We start from the raw sequence: 18,786 nt of genomic DNA on the forward strand, positions 1-18,786 counted from the left end.
CCGACGGGGCTCCCGTCTGGATCGGGCCGCCGAATCTGGAACCGCCCGAGCGTCCGCTTCGCGGTCCGCTGAAGTAGGACCTGGCCAACTGCATCGACTTCGAACCGCAGACCTTCGCCGGCCTGGCCTCGGTGCGGTTGCCGGCCGACGAGGAACTGCGCGAGGCGCGGTCGTTGCCGACCATCGCGCAGCCGCCCTCACGGGAGTGGCACCGGTCCCCCGCGCGCCGCCGCACGCGCAGGACCGAATCGCCACTCCCCCAGTCCCGCGACCGCCTGGACCTCGACGATCACCTCCAGGCCGTCGACGGCACAGTCGGTCACCGTCGTGTCCATCGACCGGGCTACGACTGCCGCTCCCGCACATGCTGATTCGGGGCCGGCGGCGATCTGGGTGGCCGCGGCCAGCGCGGCGAGATCCGCGGCGGCCTGCGCGCGGTGGCGAGCAATCACCGCCGACCCCACCTGGGTCAGTGCACCCGTCACCGCGATCAGAACCGCCACGGCGGCGACCGCGGTGAAGCTCGCCGCGCCGCTCTCATCGGACGCCGGGTTCGGCCGCTGCCACCGCCTGTGCGGCGATGGTGACGCCCAACAGGATCGGAGGTCTGCTGCTGACCCGCGCGACGACCAGTTCACCCTCCCACCGGAGATCGACCGCCGCACCCTCCGGGGCGATCCTGCCGGCCACCTCGGTCGCCGAGCGACCGTCGCCGCGCGCCGCCAGGCGTGCGGCCTCACGTGCGGCGTCGACGCACCGCACCTGGGCACCGACGGCGGACAAGCCGGTGACACACATGCACAGCACGACCACCACCGCCGCGATGGCGAATGCCGCCTCGACCGTTGCCCCACCCGAATCGTCAATCAGACATTCGTGTTGAGCGCGCGGCTGATGATGTTGGTCAGTGCGCCGACGATCGAGTCGCCGGTGACCACCGTGTAGAGGATCGCGCCGAAGGCTGCCGCGGCGACCGTCCCGATGGCGTACTCGACAGTGGACATTCCGGCGTCGTCGACCGCCAACACGGTCAACCGTGCTTGGAACTCCTGCAACTTCGCTCCCAGTGACATCTTGCCCTCCCTTGCCCATACCCGCGGACGGTCCGCGGGCTCCGATCATCACCACAACCCCGACTGCAGGACGTCACCTGCCAGGCCGACCACCACGGGCACGATGCCCAGGCACAGAAAGGCAGGCAGGTAACACGCTCCGAGCGGCGCGGCGATCAGGACGCCCGCCCGCTCAGCGGTGGCCCGTGCCGCATCGGCTGCGTCACTTCGCGATTCGACCGCGAGGTCGGCGACGCCCTGCGCCAGAGCCGTTCCGGACTCCGCGGACCGGCGGGCCAGCCGCATCAGTGCGCGGGCAGGGTCGTCGAGTGTGGACCCGGGATCCGCCCAGGCGGTCGCCGCGTCCGCGCCGAGGGCCAGCATGTCGGCCGCCCGGGTGAGGATCCGGGCCAGTGCGGGCGGCGCGGAGGTCGACGCCGCGGACGCGGCCGCCGACACCGCCATGCCCGAGGACAGGCAGGCCGCGAGAACGTCGAAGGTCGACGCCGCCGCGAGCGGATCGGCGCTCCCCTGCTCAACTGGCCGAGTTATCCGCCGATCGGCCGTACGCAGCCCGACCATCCGCACACCGCCCTCGCGTCCCGTTAACAAGAGGGCCAGGGCGAGCAGCGCGGCCGACACACTCATGCCGTCACACCCGCGGTGATGCGGTCCGACCACAGCAGGCCGGCGCACGACAGCGTCACACCGATCAGCAGCAGCCAGCTGCCCGCCCCAGTGAGCAGGAAACGCACGGGATCCGCTCCGATCAACTGGCCGAGGCCGATTCCGAGGACGGGCAGCCCGGCCAGGACCGCGGCGGTCGCCCGCGCACCGGCCATACCGGCGCTCACCCGCGATGAAAAGCGCTGCCGCTCGGAGATATCGCGTTGCGCAGTCTGCATCAATGCGGCGATGGAGAGACCGTGGGTCTCGGCCAGCTGCCAGCACACCGCGATGCGGTCCCACTGAGAGGCCAGCGCCGACCTCAGCGCGGTGTCGTGCAGGCCTGCGGCCACGTCGGCGCCGAGACGGGCACGCGCCGCGACGGCGCGGAGGTTGTCCGCCACCTGCCCGCCGGTTTCGCCGGCAGCGGCCTCGAAGGCGGCCACCGGGTGCGCCCCCACACGAAGTTCACCCACCAGCACCTCGAGCGCAGCCTGCAGCGACTCCGACTCCCGGCCCCGTCGCCTCAGGGCGCGCCGGTTACGTGTTCGCACCGCGGCGGTGGCGCCCGCGACCATCGCCGCCAGCACGACTCCGGCGGAGGCCACCGACCACAAGAGGACCGTCGACAGGACGACCGGCGCGGTCAGCGCGTGGATCCGCCGGCGGCGCAACTGCCGCGGCGCCGGAGCGCGCAGCCGTCGGCTCACGTCGACCGGGTTCAGCAACAGCGCCACTGCGAGCGCTAACGCGGCGACGCTCACCCCGCCCTCCTCGAGGACACCAGGTGGCTCAGGTCAGTGGCACCGGCATCCAACCCATGGCCGATTCGCCAGGCCGGAATCACCCGCACGCGGCCGTCGTCGTGCGGCTTGAGCACTGCGATCTCTGTGAGTCGGCGCATGCCCGTGCTGTCACGCGCGACGTGGAGCAGCACCTGCACCGCGGCCGCCAACTGGCTGTGCAAGACCGGGCGGTCCAGCCCGCCGACCGCGCCGAGCGCCTCCATCCGGGCCGGAACCTCGGCAGGATTGTTGGCGTGCACGGTGCCCGCACCGCCGTCGTGACCGGTGTTGAGTGCAGCGAGCAGGTCGACGACTTCCGCGCCGCGGACTTCGCCGACCACGATCCGGTCGGGCCGCATCCGCAGCGCCTGCCGCACGAGATCGCGAACCGTCACCTCGCCGACCCCCTCGACGTTCGCGGCGCGGGCGACGAGGTTCACGACGTGGGGATGCCGCGGCGCCAGTTCGGCGGCGTCCTCGACGCAGACAATTCGTTCGTGGGGCGGGACCGCGCCGAGGGCGGCGGCCAGCAGTGTCGTCTTGCCCGCCCCGGTCCCGCCGCTGACGAGGAAGGCCAGCCGGGCGTCGATGACGTCACGCAGCAGCGGGGACGCCTCGGCGGGGACCGTTCCCGCGGAGATGAGGGCGGTCAGATCTTGAGTGGCCGGACGCAGCACCCGCAGGGAGAGGCAGGTGCCGGCCGCGGCAACCGGTGGGAGCACTGCATGCAGCCGCACCGTGAACCCGCCCGTTCCCAAACCGTGCAGTTGACCGTCGACCCACGGCTGGGCCTCGTCGAGTCGGCGTCCCGCGGCCAGCGCCAGCCGCTGCGCGAGACGACGCACGGCGCCTTCGTCGGCGAACCGGACCGCGGTGCGGCGCAGACCGTTGCCGTCGTCGACCCACACGGCGTCCGGCGCGGCGACCAGGACGTCGGTGGTGCCGTCGGCACGGAGCAGGGGTTCGAGCGGGCCGGCACCGGTCAGTTCGGTCTGCAGCGCACGCAGGTTCGTGAGCACCTCGGTGTCACCGAGGACGCCACCCGACTCGGCCCGGATCGCGGCCGCGACGGCCGCCGGGTGCAGCGGCGACGCTTCGGCGGCGAGCCGCTCGCGCACACGGTCGATCAGCGACGTGGTCATGCCACCGCCTCCGCGGGATGACGCTGCAGCACGGTCAGCACGCGCCGCGCGGTGGCCGCGAGCGGCGAGCGCGGGGAGATCCGCAGACCACCGCGTTCCAGCGCCTCGGCCACCCCGTGTTGTGGTCGCGTCGCTGCCAGCAGCGGCAGCCCGACCGAACCCGCCACCTCCGCCGCGCGCAAACCTCCGGGCGCCGGCCCGCGAACCACCAGGCCGACGTTGGGGTTGATCGCCGACAGCCACGGCACCATCGCGCTCGCCGACGCGCAGGCGCGGACCTCGGCGGTGACCACCACGACCACCAGGTCGGCGGTGTCGAGCGCGACCTCCGCTGCCGCTGTCGAGCGGCGCGGCACGTCGCACACCACCGTCGCGCCGCCGCGGCTTCCCGCCTCCACCACCGCGGCCAGCGCGGTCGGGTCGATCTCTCCTCCGCCGCGCCCGTTCGCCAGCAGCGTCACGCTGCCATGCCGGGGCAGCGCGTCGCGCAGCGACGCGTACCCGACCCGGCCGCCGCGCAGGGACAGATCCGGCCAGCGCAGGCCTGCCGTGGTCTCGGCACCGAGCAGCAGGTCCAGCCCCCCACTCCAGGGGTCGACGTCGACCAGCAGCGCGTCGGAAACCGACATCGCGAGCGCCGCGGCGAGTACAGACGCTCCCGCACCACCTCGACCCGCCACAATGGCGGCGATCGGCCCTTGCCTTGCGTCGTCGCACACCGATTCCACCGCGTCGGCGAGCAGGACGACCAGTTCGCCGTCTTGCTCCGGCAGCGTCAGCACCCGCTGCGCACCCACGGTGATCGCGGCGTGCCAGTGCTCCTCGCCGAGCGGGGCCTGCCCGAGGAGGATGACCCCGTCACGTCTGGGGAGTGCCTGCGCGGCGCACCGGCGGGCCGCCTGCTCGTCGAGCAGGACGGCCGCCGCGGCGCTCCAGCTCTTCCTGCTCGACGGCTCGGCGGCGTGCACAACAGCGACCGTCGCCGCCGCCGCGACGCGATCCACGTCGTCGCGCAGCGCCGACCCGCTCAGCATCACGAGCACACCTGGGCTGGTCATGGGACGCACACCTGGGCTGGTCATGAGACAAGAGTGCCGCGCCGACCGCCGCCTCAGCGCCCGCCGATGCCGGTTCCGCTTACCATCTGTGGATATACCAGCAACTGTGGACAACCAGCTGGGGGTGGAGTCCGTATGTCAGTTCGGCAACGTTTCGGCATCATGGGATTTAGCCCGATTACGAATTCGACACCCCAGAAAAGGGACGACCTCCGCCAGGGGGGGAGGAGGCGGAGGTCGTCGTGTATCAGCCCCGGGGGGTCGGGCTGATACACACCCGGAATAACCGGGCAACGACCACTATACACACGGTACGGCCACGGAATGCAAGTGCCCACGACGTTTCTCATTGGTGGTTTGTTGGTAAGCGGCGGGATCGGACAGGTGTCGTGATCTGCCATTTTGTACACCTGCCAGCCCAGATGTCACGACATTGGTGTTTATGCTGGGCCCATGAGCGCATCTGAGCACGACGCCGCAGCGCCGACCGACCACCGAGACGGTTCGTCCGCCGATCACCCAGTACGCACCGCAGCGTTTTTCGATCTGGACAAGACTGTGATTGCGAAGTCCAGCACGTTGGCTTTCAGCAAACCTTTCTTCGATCAGGGCCTGCTGAACCGACGGGCGGTGCTCAAGTCCACCTATGCGCAGTTCTTCTTTCTGATGTCGGGCGCCGACCACGACCAGATGGAGCGCATGCGGTCCTACGTGACCAACATGTGCGCCGGGTGGGACGTCGAGCAGATCAAGTCCATCGTCGGCGAGACACTGCACGACATCGTCGACCCCCTGGTCTTCGCGGAGGCCGCCGACCTGATCGCCGACCACAAGCTCTGCGGCCGCGACGTGGTCGTCGTGTCGGCGTCCGGTGAGGAGATCGTCGCGCCGATCGCCCGTGCGCTGGGCGCCAGCCATGCGATGGCGACCCGCATGGTGGTCGAGGACGGACGCTACACCGGGGAGATCGCCTTCTACTGCTACGGCGAGGGCAAGGTCGAAGCCATCCGCGCGCTGGCGGCACAGGAGGGGTACGCGCTCGAACACTGCTACGCCTACTCCGATTCGATCACCGACCTTCCGATGCTCTCGGCGGTCGGCCATCCGACGGTGGTGAACCCCGATCGCGCGCTCCGGAAGGAGGCCGCCGCCCGGGGCTGGCCGGTACTGACCTTCACCCGTCCGGTGTCGTTGCGCGACCGCATCCCCGCGCCTTCGGGCGCCGCCGTCGCCACCACCGCAGCGGTCGGGATGAGCGCACTTGCCGCGGGCGCTCTGACGTATTCGTTACTGCGCCGCTTCGCACCCTGATGGATTGTCGAGCCGGAGGCCGTAACGATCCGGAATCGAGCGGCGTTGGCCTTGATGTGACGGTTCTCACGTAGTAAAAAGGAGGCACGGAAGCCCGGCAAGGCCAAGATGTCACCAGAAGAGAAGGCGACACCTCCCGAACCGCGGCGACCCAGCACGGAACCCGGCACCCACGCGGAGCACCTGCCGCGAAATTGGCAAAAGTGTTGCGGGCCTGCGTTGATGCGAGGAGCGGACGACCACGACGGCTCTTTGGGTGGAGCAGTCCGTCGAAGCGCATCGCACTGACGCCGAGGCCGACCCACGCAACCCCCACAGCACGCTTGGTAACCGGACTCCGGGCTGGCGGGCGGCGAACTGAATTCGGATTCGGATCGCCGCCCGCTTCACGTTGCTGGGAGGTCATCCCGAGGCGATCTGCAGGGCTTCGCGGGCTCCCTCGTGCAGCGCCCGGCAGCTCAGCAGCAACCACGCCGTGAGGCCGTCGGGCGTTCCGGAGGCGAACCCGCGGGCGGCGGCCCGGTAGTCGCCGGACTGGCGCATCCAGTACACCTCCGGAACGCCGAGGCCGTGCGGATCCAGCCCACTGGTGATCGTCACCAGCCGCGACACTCCCCTGGCCACCACGCCGTCGGCCGTCCCGAATGGCGCCAGCGTCAGAAGCTCACCGTGCGCGACGGCGGCTAGCACCGGGGCGGGCGCCCGCGAACCGCCGGTGAGAATCTCGACCAACAGCTCGAGCCGCCTGCCGACCCCGGCGTCCGCTCGGGGCCGACCGAGGTGTTCGTCATCGGTGAGGTCGGCGGCCGCCAACGAATGCAGCCGCGCAAGCGCTTGCAGTGGCGCTCGCTGCCACACGTCGACCAGTACGGTCGCACCACCCTCGAGCGCCTGCGACACCCGTAACGCGCCCCCCAGTACCGGGTCGGGTTCGCCGGTGTCCGCCAATTGCAGCGATCCGCCGTCGAGCACCGATGAGGCCCGCGCTGCCCGCAGCGCCGCCTCGGCCGCCGTAGCGGGCCAGCCGCGCAGATTGGTCTTGTGCCGATGCGCCCGCCCCAGCGCGTCGCGAGCCTCGTCGCTGGCTGCACTCACTTCGGGTAGCTCGGTGAGGGGGCCAAGCGGATCGGTCATGGCAGCCCACGGTAGTCGACCGCTGGGCCGCGGAGGCCCGACGCTCGCGTATCACTTCGGCCCTCTGCACGAGGTGATGTGGGGTCTCGATGTGGAGTCCACCCGAGGTGACTACGCTCACAATCATGTCCGAGGCGCACAACGAGATCCCGTCCAGCTACCCGCCGCCCGCCGAGTTCGCCGAGCAGGCGAACGCCAGAGCGGAGATATATCGCGAAGCCGAGGAGGACCGCCTCGCCTTCTGGGGCAAACAGGCCGAGCGGTTGTCGTGGGACACGCCGTTCACCGAGGTGCTGGATTGGTCCGACGCCCCGTTCGCGAAGTGGTTCGTCGGCGGAAAGATGAACGTGGCGTACAACTGCGTCGACCGGCATGTCGAGGCAGGCAACGGTGAACGGGTGGCGATCCACTGGGAGGGCGAGCCGGTCGGCGACTCCCGCTCACTGACCTACGCCGAACTCAAGGACGAGGTGTGCAAGGCGGCCAACGCGCTGACCGGCCTGGGCCTGACCGCCGGCGACCGGGTCGCGATCTACATGCCGATGGTGCCCGAGGCGATCGTGGCGATGCTGGCCTGCGCGCGCCTCGGGGTGATGCACTCCGTAGTGTTCGCCGGGTTCTCGGCGTCGGCGCTCAAGGCCCGCATCGAGGACGCCGAGGCCAAACTGGTCATCACCACCGACGGTCAGTACCGCCGCGGCAAGGCCGCCTCGTTGAAGGAGGCGGTCGACGAGGCCGTCGAGGGGCAGTCCTCGGTCGAACACGTCTTGGTCGTGCGCCGCACCGGGATCGACGTGTCCTGGACCGACGGACGCGACCTGTGGTGGCACGAGACGGTGGACAGCGCGTCGCCCGAGCACACCCCTGAGGCCTTCGACGCCGAGCACCCACTGTTTCTGCTCTACACCTCGGGTACCACGGGCAAGCCCAAGGGCATCATGCACACCACCGGCGGCTACCTCGTGCAGTCGAGCTACACCCATTACAACGTGTTCGACGTCAAACCCGAGACCGACGTGTACTGGTGCACTGCAGACATCGGCTGGGTCACCGGCCACACCTACATCGTCTACGGTCCCCTGTCGAACGGGGTCACTCAGGTGGTCTACGAGGGCACGCCGACATCACCCACCGAGCACCGGCACTTCGAGGTCATCGAGAAGTACGGCGTGACAACCTATTACACCGCCCCGACACTGATCCGCACCTTCATGAAACTGGGTCGCGCGATCCCCGACGCCCACGATCTGTCCAGTCTGCGGCTGCTCGGCTCGGTCGGCGAGCCGATCAACCCTGAGGCATGGCGGTGGTACCGCAATGTGTTCGGGCACAACAAGACTCCGATCGTCGACACCTGGTGGCAGACGGAGACCGGCGCGATCATGATCTCGCCGTTGCCGGGTGTCACGGCAACCAAGCCAGGCTCAGCCATGACGCCGCTGCCCGGCATCTCGGCCAAGATCGTCGACGACGACGGCAACCAACTGCCGCCCGGCAGCGACCACGGTGAGCAGGCCAACGGTTATCTGGTGCTCGACGCGCCCTGGCCGGCGATGCTGCGCGGCATCTGGCGTGATCCGCAGCGCTTCAAGGACACCTACTGGTCCCGATTCGCCCAGCAGGGCTGGTATTTCGCGGGCGACGGCGCCCGCTACGACGCCGACGGGAACATCTGGGTGCTGGGGCGCATCGACGATGTGATGAATGTGTCGGGTCACCGGATCTCGACCGCCGAGGTCGAATCCGCGCTCGTGGGGCACTCCCACGTGGCCGAAGCCGCCGTCGTCGGCGCCAGCGACGACCACACCGGGCAGGCGATCTGCGCGTTCGTCATCCTGGAATCCTCCGCCGAGGACAACGACAACATGGTCGAAGAGTTGCGTGCCGAGGTGGCCAAGGAGATCTCACCGATAGCCCGGCCACGCGAGATCCACGTCGTCCCCGAACTCCCCAAGACCCGCAGCGGCAAGATCATGCGACGGTTGCTGCGTGACGTCGCCGAAGGCCGCGAACTCGGTGACACCTCCACCCTCGTCGACCCCAGCGTCTTCGAGGCCATCCGCGCCAGCAAATAGCGCCGAAAAGCATTCCCGGTCGTCGAGCCATCCGCTTGACGACCGGGAATGTGTTTCGCGGGGATCAGGCGACGGCGCCGACGGGCACGAAACCCGAGCCCGGTCGGCCCTTCGCGACGATGTCGGCGAGTTGGGTGTTGAACGACATGGTCACCGCCGGGGTGTGCAACGGAATGTACTTCACCACGCACGTCGGTAGGCCCTCGGTGTAGGCACCGTGGATCATGCCGACGAGGCGGTTGTTGACCGTGACCGGCGCACCGGAGTCGCCGGGTTGACCGCACACCTGGTTGACGATCGTGCCAGGATCCTCGCCCGGGCCCCACGTCACGCCGCATGAATAGCCGGTGGTCCGCCCGAGCTTGCACGCGACCTGACCGAATGCGGGGTCCGGTCCCAGCCCATCGATCTGGAAGCCGTCGATGTTGTTGCTCGGAATGACCCTCTGCGGATCGAACTGGATCACCGCGTAATCGAGCGCCTCATTGCCCGCCACCATGGTGCCGAGGATTCCCGCGTCCTGCGCCCCTTCGGCCGACACCGTCGCACCGGGGCCGCCGCAGTGCGCCGAGGTGAATCCGATCAAGTTGCCGCGGTTGTCATTGCCGATGGTGGTCAGCGTGCAGAAGGATTCACCGTTGACGACGATGCCCGAGCCACCGCCGAGCACGACGGGGCCGGCCGCGCCGGCGGTGGGAGCCGCAACGAGAGCCTGAACGAAGCCGACGGCCATCGCCGCGACGATCAGCGCGAGGCGGTGTGCGGTGCGCAATGTGGCTCCTCCATCGATGTGCCCGACCCACCTAGATCAATTGAGTCTATCGTCGGTCGGAATCGTTTAGCCGATGCGCACATGGCAACATGAAGCGCGACTGACATCACATCGGGAGGAAGTGTCCGTGAGCCGAGGCGATCGCAACAACGGCGTGCCCACCACCGTCACATCGATCCCGTTGGTGGATCCACATGCGCCCAAGCCCGATCCCTCGATCGGTGATCTGGTCAAAGACGTCACCTCCCAGGTGTCGACGCTGGTGCGGGCCGAAGTCGAACTGGCCAGGGCCGAAATCACCCGGGACGTCAAGAAGGGTCTGACCGGGAGCATCTTCTTCATCGCCGCGCTGGCCGTGCTGTTCTACTCGACGTTCTTCTTCTTCTTCTTCGTCGCCGAACTGCTCGACACCTGGCTGTGGCGGTGGGCGTCGTTCCTGATCGTCTTCGGCGTCATGGTGGTGGTGACCACCGTACTGGCGCTGCTCGGTTATCTGAAGGTGCGCCGCATCCGGGGCCCGCAGCAGACGATCGAGTCGGTCAAGGAGACGCGCGAAGCGCTGACCCCGGGCCATGACAAGGCGCCGAAGGTGGCCGCGGTCGCAGACGCTCAGAAGACGGGCGACCCGTCCGGTTGGTAGTGTCCTCGCCTGATCCGTCGGTCGTCCGGATCGACGGTCCCTGGCGTCATCTCGACGTGCACGCCAACGGCATCCGCTTCCACGTCGTCGAGGCGGATTCGCTGGACGCCTCCAAAGTTCCGCTCACCGAGCGGCCGCTGGTCATCCTGCTGCACGGATTCGCCTCGTTCTGGTGGTCGTGGCGCCATCAGCTCAAGGAGCTCAGCGGCGCCCGTGTCGTGGCCGTGGACCTCCGGGGATACGGCGGCAGTGACAAACCACCGCGCGGCTACGACGGGTGGACGTTGGCCGGGGACACCGCGGGTCTGGTGCGAGCGTTGGGCCACCAGTCGGCGACGCTGGTCGGACACGCCGACGGTGGCCTGGTGTGTTGGGCGACGTCGGTGCTGCACCCTCGGGTGGTCCGCGCCATCGCGGTGGTCAGCTCCCCGCATCCCGTTGCGCTGCGGGCCTCGGTGACGAGGCAGCGCGATCAGGGCCGGGCGCTGCTGCCCTCGCTGTTGCGGTACCAGACGCCGATGTGGCCGGAGCGGATGCTCACCCGCGACGACGGCGCCGAGGTCGAGAAGCTGATCCGTGCCCGCTCCAGCCTCAAGTGGCAAGCGACTGAAGATTTCTCGGAGACGATCGGACATCTGCGCAAAGCCATCCAGATCCCGTCGGCGGCGCATTCGGCACTGGAGTATCAACGCTGGGCCGTGCGCAGTCAGCTCCGCGGCGAGGGCCGTCGCTTCATGCGTTTGATGAAGCGGCCGCTGGTGGTGCCGATGCTGCACCTGCGCGGCGGCTCGGACCCGTACGTTCTCGCCGATCCGGTCGACCGCACCCAGCACTTCGCACCGCACGGGCGTTACGTATCGCTCGCCGGCGCAGGCCACTACGGTCACGAAGAAGCGCCCGACGAGGTGAACGAGCAACTCGGTCGGTTCCTCGGCCAGGTGTACCGACGCTGAGGTCAGCTCACGCAGACGCCGGTGGAGACCCGCTCGGTGTTCCCCACCTTCGCCAGCTGTCGTCCGACCTCCTCGGAGGTCAGCACGAATCCGGTGTCGGCGTCGTCGACCGCCGCGCCGAACACCACTCCCAGCACCTCGCCACCGCGGTTGATCATCGGACCACCCGAATTGCCCTGATGCACAGTCCCTCTGATCGTGTAGACCTCACGGGTGACGGTGGTCGTGCGGTAGATGTCCGGTCCGTTGAGCTTGATGGTCTCGCGGACCCGCGCCGGGGTGGCGGCGAAGTCACCACCGCCGGGATAGCCCATCACGATGGCGTCGGTACCCGGCGGAGCCAACTCGTCGACGAACGGCAGCGGCGCCGCGGGCAGGCCGGGTACATCGAGGATCGAGATGTCGGCGCTCGGGTCGTAGGACACCGCGAAGGCGTCGTAGGTCTGACCGTTGACCTCCACGGTGACGCTTTCCGACCCGGCGACGACGTGTGCGTTGGACATCACCCGGTTCGGCGAGACCACGAAACCGCTGCCCTCGAGCACCTTCTGGCAGCCGGGCGCGACACCGCGGATCTTCACCACGCTGCCGCGGGTGGCACCGACCACCGCATCGGTGGCCAGCGCGGCGTCCGGTGCGTCGACGGTAGCGATCGGCGTGCGGCCGAACGGTTCGAGCACTTCCGGCAGGCCCGAGGTATCGAGTAGGCCGGACAGCCGCGTCGGCACCGACCTCAACCACGGCGGGGCCACCTCGTCCACCTCGGCGAGCACCCGGGAGCCCTTGACGGCGGCCGCGAGGTCCGGCTGGTCGGACCCCGTCAGCGGGGTCGCCAACAGCCATGCCGCGAGCAGCACCGCCACGATCTGCAGACCCACCCCGATCACGGAGTCGAACAGCCGAAGCGTCCGGTTGCGGATTGCCCCGCGTACGGCCCGGCCCAGGACCACACCGGCGATCTCACCGATCACCACCAGTGCGAGGATCAGAAACAGGGTCGCGAACAGCTTGGTGCGGGGGCCGCTGATGTGGGTGACCACATGCGGTGCGAGCAGCACGCCGGCGACCGCGCCGAGCACCACGCCGATGAACGACATGAGGGACCCCAACGCGCCTGAGCGCCAGCCAGAGACGGCGGCGACGAAGGCGACGGCCAGGACAAGGATGTCGAGCCACTGAGACGGTGTCATTGTTGAGATTCACCGTAACGGTCGTCGTGCCCGACGAGGGCCATCGCCTCGTCGAGTCCCCGAACGTCGTCGGTGTTCCAGGGCACAGCCCACCCGGCGACGTCGATGATCGCGGAGATGACCTGACCGGTGAAACCCCACACCAGCATCTCGTTGAGCAGGAACGCCGGGCCGGCCCACCTGTGCGAATTGGCGTCGCGATAGACCATCAACCGGTTCTCCGGGTTGACGAACGCACGCACCGGCACCCGCGCCACGACGGCGGTCTCGGATTGGTCGACGACACCCACCGGACCCGGATCGGGCGAATACGCCAGCACCGGCACGACGTGGAATCCCGACGGCGGGACGAACGTCGGCTGCAACGTCGCCAGCGGCTGCAGGCGGCTGGTGTCGAGACCGGTCTCCTCGGTGGCCTCGCGCAGCGCCGTGTCCACGGGGCCCTCGTCGTCGAGGTCTGTCGCGCCACCGGGGAAGGCTGCCTGACCGGCGTGGTGGCGCAACGTCGACGCCCGGACCGTCACCAGCAGGTCGGCGTCGTCGGGTAAGGCTTCGCCGGCGCCTTCGGGTCCGGAGAACAGCACCAGTACGGCGGCGTCGCGCTTGGCGCGAGTGACCGTCGCGGTGGCGTTCGCCGCGGTGATCGCGGCCAGCACGTCCGGCGGCAGCCGGCGATAGGCGTTGGGCACTGCGTCGGTGTTGTCCACGAGCGGTCTGAGCCACGCGGGTGCGGCATCGGGCATCAGGCGGTGCCCATCGCGCGTCGCGCTCACCCCGGCACTCCCATCGTCTGGTCCACCGCTTCCTTGATCTCGTCGGCTGTGGCGAAGGACCGCGGCACAATCCCGGCGACGCTACCGTCCGGGCGTAGCACCACCGTCGCAGGCATCACGTTGGGTGCCTTGACCGCCGCGGCGATCAGGCGACGTCCGTCCTGCAGTGTCGGCAGCCGCACCCCAAGTTCGGCCAGCCGGAGCAGCCCCGCCGTCTCGTTCTCGTCCTGGTGGACGGTCACCACCGTCACCGCGTCGCCGACCCGGCGCTGATACTCGGCCATGGCGGGCAGTTCGTCCGCGCACGGGCCACACCAGTAGGCCCACAGGTTGAGCACCACGGTCCGGCCCGCCAATGCCCGCGCGACGTCGACCATCTTCCCGTCGCCGGCGCATTCCAGGCTGATGCCCCGCAGCGACTCGGGTCCGGCGCCGACGCCAGGCGCCGGACACGGCGGCAGATCCGCCTCGGCGCGGGGTCCGGCCAACGCCTCGGGGGTGTCCGCATCGCGGTGGTCGCGCAGGGACGCCGGCCCGTCGCGACGGGTGGGCGCCGGCCCCTCGGCCAGCTGCATCGACAGCGCGACCACCAGCGCGAGCGCCACGGCGGACACGGCGACGATCCAACGGGCCGAAGTGCTCATGAACGACGTGGTTACAGGCCGGCGAGAGCGAGTAGCTGCTCTGTCTCCGGCCCTTTGACCAGAGCTGCGGCGGCTTCCCGATCGGTGGGCCCGATGCCGAACGACGGACAGTCCTTGGCCAGCACGCATACCCCGCAGGCGGGCTTACGGGCGTGGCAGACGCGGCGGCCGTGGAAGATGACCCGGTGGCTCAGCAAAGTCCACTCGCTGCGCTCGATGAGCTTCCCGATGGCGTGTTCCACCTTCACCGGATCCTCTTCTGTCGTCCACCGCCATCGGCGCACCAACCGGCCGAAGTGGGTGTCGACGGTAATGCCCGGTACGCCGAAGGCGTTGCCGAGGATGACGTTGGCCGTCTTGCGTCCGACCCCCGGCAGTGTGAGGAGATCGTCGATGTCGGCGGGCACTTGGCCGTCGAACCGCTCGACGAGTTCCTGGCCGAGCCGGATCAGCGAGTCTGCCTTGTTCCGGTAGAAGCCGGTCGGCCGGATCAGTTCCTCCAGTTCGGTCCGGTCGGCCTTAGCGTAGTCGAGTGCGGTGCGGTATTTCACGAACAACGCGGGCGTGGTGAGGTTGACCCGTTTGTCGGTGCTCTGCGCGGACAGGATGGTGGCGACCGCCAGTTCCAGCGGATTGGTGAAGTTCAACTCGCAGTAGACATGTGGAAAAGCCTGGGCGAGAACGCGATTCATCCTTCGCGCCCGACGCACCAGACCCAGCGGCGTCTCCTTGTCCCAATTCTTCACGGCGGCCCAATCCTTCACGACGGCCCATTTCTTCACGACGGCCCGCCGCGCCGGCTTCGGATCGGCCGGGGAGATGGCCGGCCGGCGGGAGACGCACCTGCGGTCACAGCCACCAGCCTAGGCCAGAGCGCCGACACCGACCGTGACAAGGTGCGCGATACCGGTGGTTATTCGTGATGACGCTGAGACCTTGGCCGGGTTTACTTCTGCCTTGTGTCCTGGTTGTTCGTCGCCTTCATCCCCTGGTTGCTGATGGTGGCGACTTTTGGGCTCGAGCGCCTGGAATCCGGTCTCGTCCGCGACACCGTGTCGGCGTCCGACGTCGACGAATTCCTCCAGCAGGCCGATTCCGACGACGTGGGCCGCCTTGTCCGCGACGGTATGGGCGCGGCTATCGCCGGGATGCACCGCCGCCAGCAGAACCGCCTCGAACCGGTCGAGACACTGCCGACACGGACGGCGGCCGCGGATGTGCCGACACGGGTGTACATCCCGCACCGACCCAATCCGCAGTTTCAGCCGGTTGGCCCTGCCAATCGTGTGTAGCGTTGGCACGTTGCGAAACGTCATGCCTCTACACTGAGCACACTAGCCAGTAAGAGGTCGGCTTCGTGTGTCAATCAACCCAACAGCTTAAGAGGGGCAACGTGGACGAGATCCTGGCCAGGGCCGGAATCTTCCAGGGAGTCGAACCCAGCGCCGTTTCCGCGCTCACCAAGCAATTGCAGCCCGTGGACTTCCCGCGCGGGCACATCGTTTTCGCCGAGGGCGAGCCGGGCGACCGGTTGTACATCATCGTCAACGGCAAGGTGAAGATCGGCCGCCGCTCCCCGGACGGCCGTGAGAACCTCCTGACGATCATGGGGCCGAGCGACATGTTCGGTGAGCTCTCCATCTTCGACCCGGGACCGCGGACGTCGAGCGCCACCACGATCACCGAGGTGCGCGCCGTGTCGATGGACCGCGAAGCGCTGCGTGCATGGATCGCCGACCGCCCCGAGATCGCCGAGCAGCTGCTGCGTGTCCTGGCCCGCCGGCTGCGTCGCACCAACAACAACCTCGCGGACCTCATTTTCACCGACGTCCCTGGACGCGTAGCCAAACAGCTGCTGCAGCTCGCGCAGCGGTTCGGCACCCAGGAGGGTGGCGCGCTGCGCGTCACCCACGACCTGACGCAGGAGGAGATCGCCCAGCTCGTCGGCGCCTCCCGCGAAACCGTGAACAAGGCGCTCGCCGACTTCGCCCACCGCGGATGGATCCGCCTCGAAGGCAAGAGCGTGCTGATCAGCGACTCCGAACGGCTGGCTCGCCGCGCCCGCTAGCCGTGGGATTTGCCCGAATCCCCTAGGAGCGTAGGTAGTCGAGCTGGGCTTGGACGCTCCACTCGGCGGCGTCCCACAGTTTCTCGTCGACGTCGGTGTAGACGTGTTCGACGACCTGGCGCGCGGACGCGTCGTCGCCGAGTTCCCGCACCGCCGCCCGCACCTGCTTGAGCCGCTCCTCGCGGTGCGCGAGGTACATCGCGGTGACGGCCTCCAGATCGGCCAGGTCGGGGCCGTGGCCGGGCAAAACGGTCCGCCCGCCCAGACCCTGCAACCGGCGCAGCGATTCGAGGTAGTCCCGCAGGGTGCCGTCCTCGGCGTCGATGACGGTGGTGCCGCGGCCGAGCACGGTGTCGGCGGTGAGCACCGCATCGTCGAGGACGAACGACAGTGAGTCGGCGGTGTGGCCGGGGGTGGCCATAACCGTGATGCGCATCCCTGCCGCGTCGATGACCTCGCCGTCGGCGAGCGGGCCGCCCAGACCCCGCAGGAATCCGCTGCCGACCGACCGGACCACCGCGCCGGTGCGTTGGACGATCTTGTCGATCCCGCCGGTGTGGTCCTCGTGTTTATGGCTGATCAGCACCAGCGCGATGCGGCCGAGTTCGGCGACCTTCGCGATGTGCTCGTCGTCGTCGGGTCCGGGATCGACGATCACCAGCTCGTCGCTGCCCGGTCCGCGCAGCACCCAGGTGTTCGTCCCGTCGAGCGTCATCGGCCCCGGGTTGTTGCACAGCAGCACCGAGGCGGTCTCGGTCACCGGGCGCAGTAGCCCGTATGCCGGATGCTCCGGTGTAGCGGTCACGTGACCTCGACGATGATCTCGACCTCGACCGGGGCGTTGCGCGGCAACTCCGACACCCCGACCGCGGAACGGGCGTGCGCGCCGGCATCGCCGAAGACCTGGGCGAACAGCGCCGACGCGCCGTTGACGACGCCGGGTTGACCACCGAAGTCGGGAGCCGAGGCGACGAACCCGACCACCTTGACCATCCGGGTGACGGCATCGATGCCGACGAGTGCGTTCACCGCGGCCAGCGCGTTGAGGCCGCACAGCCGCGCGAGGTCCTCGGCATCGTCCGGATCGACGTCTGCGCCGACCTTGCCGGTCCTGGTCAGCTCACCGGAGACGATCGGCAACTGCCCGGCGGTGTAGACCAGGTTGCCGGTCCGCACCGCCGGCAGGTAAGACGCCAGCGGTGCCACCACCTCGGGCAGCTCGATACCCAGTTCCCTGAGCCGATGCGACCAGGTGCTCACTTGGGCCGTTTCAGGTAGGCGACGTGCTGCTCACCGGTCGGGCCGGGCAGCACCGCGACCAGCTCCCACCCGTCGGCGCCCCATTGATCGAGGATCTGCTTGGTGGCGTGCGTCAACAACGGCACGGTGGCGTATTCCCACTGGGTCGGTTCGCTCTGGGTCGGTTCGCTCATGGGGCCGAGCTTATCGGTCGCCTCAGGAGCCCAGAGCCCCACAGCTAGCATGGAGAGGTGGCAACAACTACCAATGGCGGTAGAGCCGTCGGCTGGCCGTCGCGACTGACCAAGGCGAAACTACACTTCGTCACCGGCAAGGGCGGCACGGGCAAGTCGACGATCGCGGCCGCGCTGGCTCTGGCGCTGGCTGCCGGTGGGCGCAGGGTTCTGCTCGTCGAGGTCGAAGGACGCCAGGGCATCGCGCAATTGTTCGACGTGCCACCGCTGCCGTACAGCGAGGTCAAGATCGCCACCGCCGACGGCGGGGGGCAGGTCAACGCGCTCGCCGTCGACACCGATGCGGCGTTCCTGGAGTACCTCGACATGTTCTACAGCCTCGGTCTGGCCGGACGGGCGATGCGCCGCATCGGCGCGGTGGAGTTCGCCACCACGATCGCGCCGGGCCTGCGGGACGTACTGCTCACCGGCAAGATCCGAGAGGTCGTCACCCGCGCCGAGAAAGGCAAGCAGCCGGTCTACGACGCCGTGGTCGTGGACTCCCCGCCCACCGGCCGAATCGCACGGTTCCTCGACGTGACCAAGGCGGTGTCGGATCTCGCCAGAGGCGGCCCGGTGCACTCCCAGGCCGAGAGCGTGGTGAAGGTGTTGCACTCCGAGATCACGGCGATCCACCTGGTTACTCTGCTGGAGGCACTGCCCATGCAGGAGACGGCCGAAGCCGTCGACGAGCTACGGGAAATCGGCCTGCCGATCGGCAGTGTCGTCGTCAACCGCAACATCCCGGCGTACCTCTCGCCCGACGATCTCGCCAAGGCCGCCGAGGGGGACATCGACGCCGACGCTGTGCGCGCCGATCTGTCAGGGGCCGGGATCAAGTTGTCGGACAACGACTTCGCCGGACTGCTGACCGAGACCATCCAGCACGCCACCCGCATCAGGGCGCGTGCGGAGACCGCCGAACAACTCGAGCGCCTGGACGTGCCTCGCCTCGAACTGCCGGCCCTCTCCCAAGGCGTCGACCTCGGCAGCCTCTACGAACTCGCCGAGGTGCTCGCCCACCAAGGCGTGCGATGAACCAGGAGAAGAG

23 protein-coding genes are annotated in these 18,786 nt (G+C 68.9%); 7 read left to right on the forward strand and 16 right to left on the reverse strand.

The features are described 5' to 3' along the window. Nucleotides 1-197 precede the first annotated feature (197 nt). The 7 genes from G6N07_RS16500 to ssd all read right to left on the reverse strand — a co-directional run bounded on the left by G6N07_RS16500 (nt 198) and on the right by ssd (nt 4,703). Nucleotides 198-638 (reverse strand): Rv3654c family TadE-like protein, encoded by a 441-nt coding sequence (locus tag G6N07_RS16500; RefSeq protein WP_085188303.1) that lies wholly within the window; start codon nt 636-638, stop codon nt 198-200. Beyond that, nucleotides 538-798: a TadE family type IV pilus minor pilin gene (locus tag G6N07_RS16505; RefSeq protein ID WP_308214538.1), complete on the reverse strand. Its 261-nt coding sequence runs from the start codon at nt 796-798 to the stop codon at nt 538-540. Before G6N07_RS16505 ends, G6N07_RS16500 begins: the two co-directional genes overlap by 101 nt. 68 nt (nt 799-866) lie before the next feature. Beyond that, the gene (locus tag G6N07_RS16510; RefSeq protein WP_085188299.1) at nt 867-1,073 is read right to left on the reverse strand and encodes a DUF4244 domain-containing protein; all 207 of its coding nucleotides are present in this window, start codon (nt 1,071-1,073) and stop codon (nt 867-869) included. A 48-nt stretch (nt 1,074-1,121) separates the two neighbouring features. Then, nucleotides 1,122-1,700, reverse strand: a complete 579-nt coding sequence (locus tag G6N07_RS16515; protein WP_085188570.1) for a type II secretion system F family protein — start codon at nt 1,698-1,700, stop codon at nt 1,122-1,124. Then, nucleotides 1,697-2,482, reverse strand: a complete 786-nt coding sequence (locus G6N07_RS16520) for a type II secretion system F family protein (RefSeq protein WP_085188297.1) — start codon at nt 2,480-2,482, stop codon at nt 1,697-1,699. Before G6N07_RS16520 ends, G6N07_RS16515 begins: the two co-directional genes overlap by 4 nt. Continuing rightward, nucleotides 2,479-3,645: a TadA family conjugal transfer-associated ATPase gene (locus G6N07_RS16525; RefSeq protein WP_085188295.1), complete on the reverse strand. Its 1,167-nt coding sequence runs from the start codon at nt 3,643-3,645 to the stop codon at nt 2,479-2,481. The genes G6N07_RS16520 and G6N07_RS16525 overlap by 4 nt, the downstream gene beginning before the upstream one ends. Further along, complete coding sequence (ssd, locus tag G6N07_RS16530) at nt 3,642-4,703, reverse strand: septum site-determining protein Ssd (RefSeq protein ID WP_085188568.1); 1,062 nt, start codon at nt 4,701-4,703, stop codon at nt 3,642-3,644. Before ssd ends, G6N07_RS16525 begins: the two co-directional genes overlap by 4 nt. A 453-nt stretch (nt 4,704-5,156) precedes the next feature. Between ssd and G6N07_RS16535 the strand changes: the two genes are divergently transcribed. Continuing rightward, nucleotides 5,157-6,014: an HAD-IB family hydrolase gene (locus G6N07_RS16535; RefSeq protein ID WP_085188293.1), complete on the forward strand. Its 858-nt coding sequence runs from the start codon at nt 5,157-5,159 to the stop codon at nt 6,012-6,014. A 402-nt stretch (nt 6,015-6,416) separates the two neighbouring features. On the opposite strand, the gene G6N07_RS16540 is transcribed toward G6N07_RS16535, so the two are convergent. Next, entirely contained in the window at nt 6,417-7,148 is a 732-nt protein-coding gene (locus G6N07_RS16540) for an oxidoreductase (protein WP_085188291.1), read from the reverse strand. A gap of 125 nt (nt 7,149-7,273) precedes the next feature. Here G6N07_RS16540 and acs point away from each other — a divergent pair, with 125 nt between their 5' ends. Then, entirely contained in the window at nt 7,274-9,223 is a 1,950-nt protein-coding gene (gene acs, locus G6N07_RS16545; protein ID WP_235849554.1) for an acetate--CoA ligase, read from the forward strand. A gap of 64 nt (nt 9,224-9,287) precedes the next feature. Here acs and G6N07_RS16550 read toward each other — a convergent pair whose 3' ends face one another. After that, complete coding sequence (locus G6N07_RS16550; protein ID WP_085188287.1) at nt 9,288-9,995, reverse strand: chymotrypsin family serine protease; 708 nt, start codon at nt 9,993-9,995, stop codon at nt 9,288-9,290. A 127-nt stretch (nt 9,996-10,122) separates the two neighbouring features. Between G6N07_RS16550 and G6N07_RS16555 the strand changes: the two genes are divergently transcribed. Further along, nucleotides 10,123-10,635 carry a phage holin family protein gene (locus G6N07_RS16555; protein ID WP_085188285.1) on the forward strand — a complete coding sequence of 171 codons (513 nt, stop codon included), beginning with the start codon at nt 10,123-10,125 and terminating at the stop codon, nt 10,633-10,635. After that, the gene (locus tag G6N07_RS16560) at nt 10,635-11,588 is read left to right on the forward strand and encodes an alpha/beta fold hydrolase (protein WP_085188283.1); all 954 of its coding nucleotides are present in this window, start codon (nt 10,635-10,637) and stop codon (nt 11,586-11,588) included. The genes G6N07_RS16555 and G6N07_RS16560 overlap by 1 nt, the downstream gene beginning before the upstream one ends. A 2-nt stretch (nt 11,589-11,590) precedes the next feature. Here G6N07_RS16560 and marP read toward each other — a convergent pair whose 3' ends face one another. Genes marP through nth form a run of 4 tightly spaced genes read right to left on the reverse strand, consistent with a single transcriptional unit; the run spans nt 11,591 to nt 14,959 of the window. Further along, nucleotides 11,591-12,778, reverse strand: a complete 1,188-nt coding sequence (gene marP, locus G6N07_RS16565) for an acid resistance serine protease MarP (protein ID WP_085188281.1) — start codon at nt 12,776-12,778, stop codon at nt 11,591-11,593. Further along, complete coding sequence (locus G6N07_RS16570) at nt 12,775-13,551, reverse strand: NUDIX hydrolase (protein WP_085188279.1); 777 nt, start codon at nt 13,549-13,551, stop codon at nt 12,775-12,777. Before G6N07_RS16570 ends, marP begins: the two co-directional genes overlap by 4 nt. After that, nucleotides 13,548-14,195, reverse strand: coding sequence for a TlpA family protein disulfide reductase (locus G6N07_RS16575; protein ID WP_085188278.1), 648 nt, complete (start codon nt 14,193-14,195; stop codon nt 13,548-13,550). Before G6N07_RS16575 ends, G6N07_RS16570 begins: the two co-directional genes overlap by 4 nt. 11 nt (nt 14,196-14,206) lie before the next feature. Continuing rightward, a complete protein-coding gene (gene nth, locus G6N07_RS16580) occupies nt 14,207-14,959 on the reverse strand; it encodes an endonuclease III (protein ID WP_372507537.1) in 753 nt (250 codons plus the stop codon). 195 nt (nt 14,960-15,154) lie between these two features. Here nth and G6N07_RS16585 point away from each other — a divergent pair, with 195 nt between their 5' ends. Both G6N07_RS16585 and crp read left to right on the forward strand, forming a co-directional pair. Then, nucleotides 15,155-15,487 carry a hypothetical protein gene (locus G6N07_RS16585; RefSeq protein ID WP_085188274.1) on the forward strand — a complete coding sequence of 111 codons (333 nt, stop codon included), beginning with the start codon at nt 15,155-15,157 and terminating at the stop codon, nt 15,485-15,487. A 101-nt stretch (nt 15,488-15,588) separates the two neighbouring features. Next, on the forward strand, nt 15,589-16,263 hold the full coding sequence (gene crp / locus G6N07_RS16590) for a cAMP-activated global transcriptional regulator CRP (RefSeq protein ID WP_085188272.1): 675 nt from the start codon (nt 15,589-15,591) through the stop codon (nt 16,261-16,263). Nucleotides 16,264-16,285: 22 nt separating this feature from the next. Here the strand turns inward: crp and G6N07_RS16595 are convergent, their stop codons facing one another. Genes G6N07_RS16595 through G6N07_RS16605 form a run of 3 tightly spaced genes read right to left on the reverse strand, consistent with a single transcriptional unit; the run spans nt 16,286 to nt 17,696 of the window. Continuing rightward, a complete protein-coding gene (locus G6N07_RS16595) occupies nt 16,286-17,068 on the reverse strand; it encodes an MBL fold metallo-hydrolase (RefSeq protein WP_085188270.1) in 783 nt (260 codons plus the stop codon). Continuing rightward, the gene (locus G6N07_RS16600) at nt 17,065-17,523 is read right to left on the reverse strand and encodes a RidA family protein (protein ID WP_085188268.1); all 459 of its coding nucleotides are present in this window, start codon (nt 17,521-17,523) and stop codon (nt 17,065-17,067) included. Before G6N07_RS16600 ends, G6N07_RS16595 begins: the two co-directional genes overlap by 4 nt. Continuing rightward, on the reverse strand, nt 17,520-17,696 hold the full coding sequence (locus G6N07_RS16605) for a Sp36 family protein (RefSeq protein WP_099050129.1): 177 nt from the start codon (nt 17,694-17,696) through the stop codon (nt 17,520-17,522). Before G6N07_RS16605 ends, G6N07_RS16600 begins: the two co-directional genes overlap by 4 nt. Before the next feature lie 57 nt (nt 17,697-17,753). Between G6N07_RS16605 and G6N07_RS16610 the strand changes: the two genes are divergently transcribed. Further along, nucleotides 17,754-18,773, forward strand: a complete 1,020-nt coding sequence (locus tag G6N07_RS16610) for an ATPase BagA (protein WP_085188266.1) — start codon at nt 17,754-17,756, stop codon at nt 18,771-18,773. The last annotated feature ends 13 nt before the right edge of the window (nt 18,774-18,786 follow it).

It is taken from the genome of Mycolicibacterium doricum (genome assembly GCF_010728155.1).
Classification (GTDB): Bacteria; Actinomycetota; Actinomycetes; order Mycobacteriales; family Mycobacteriaceae; genus Mycobacterium; species Mycobacterium doricum.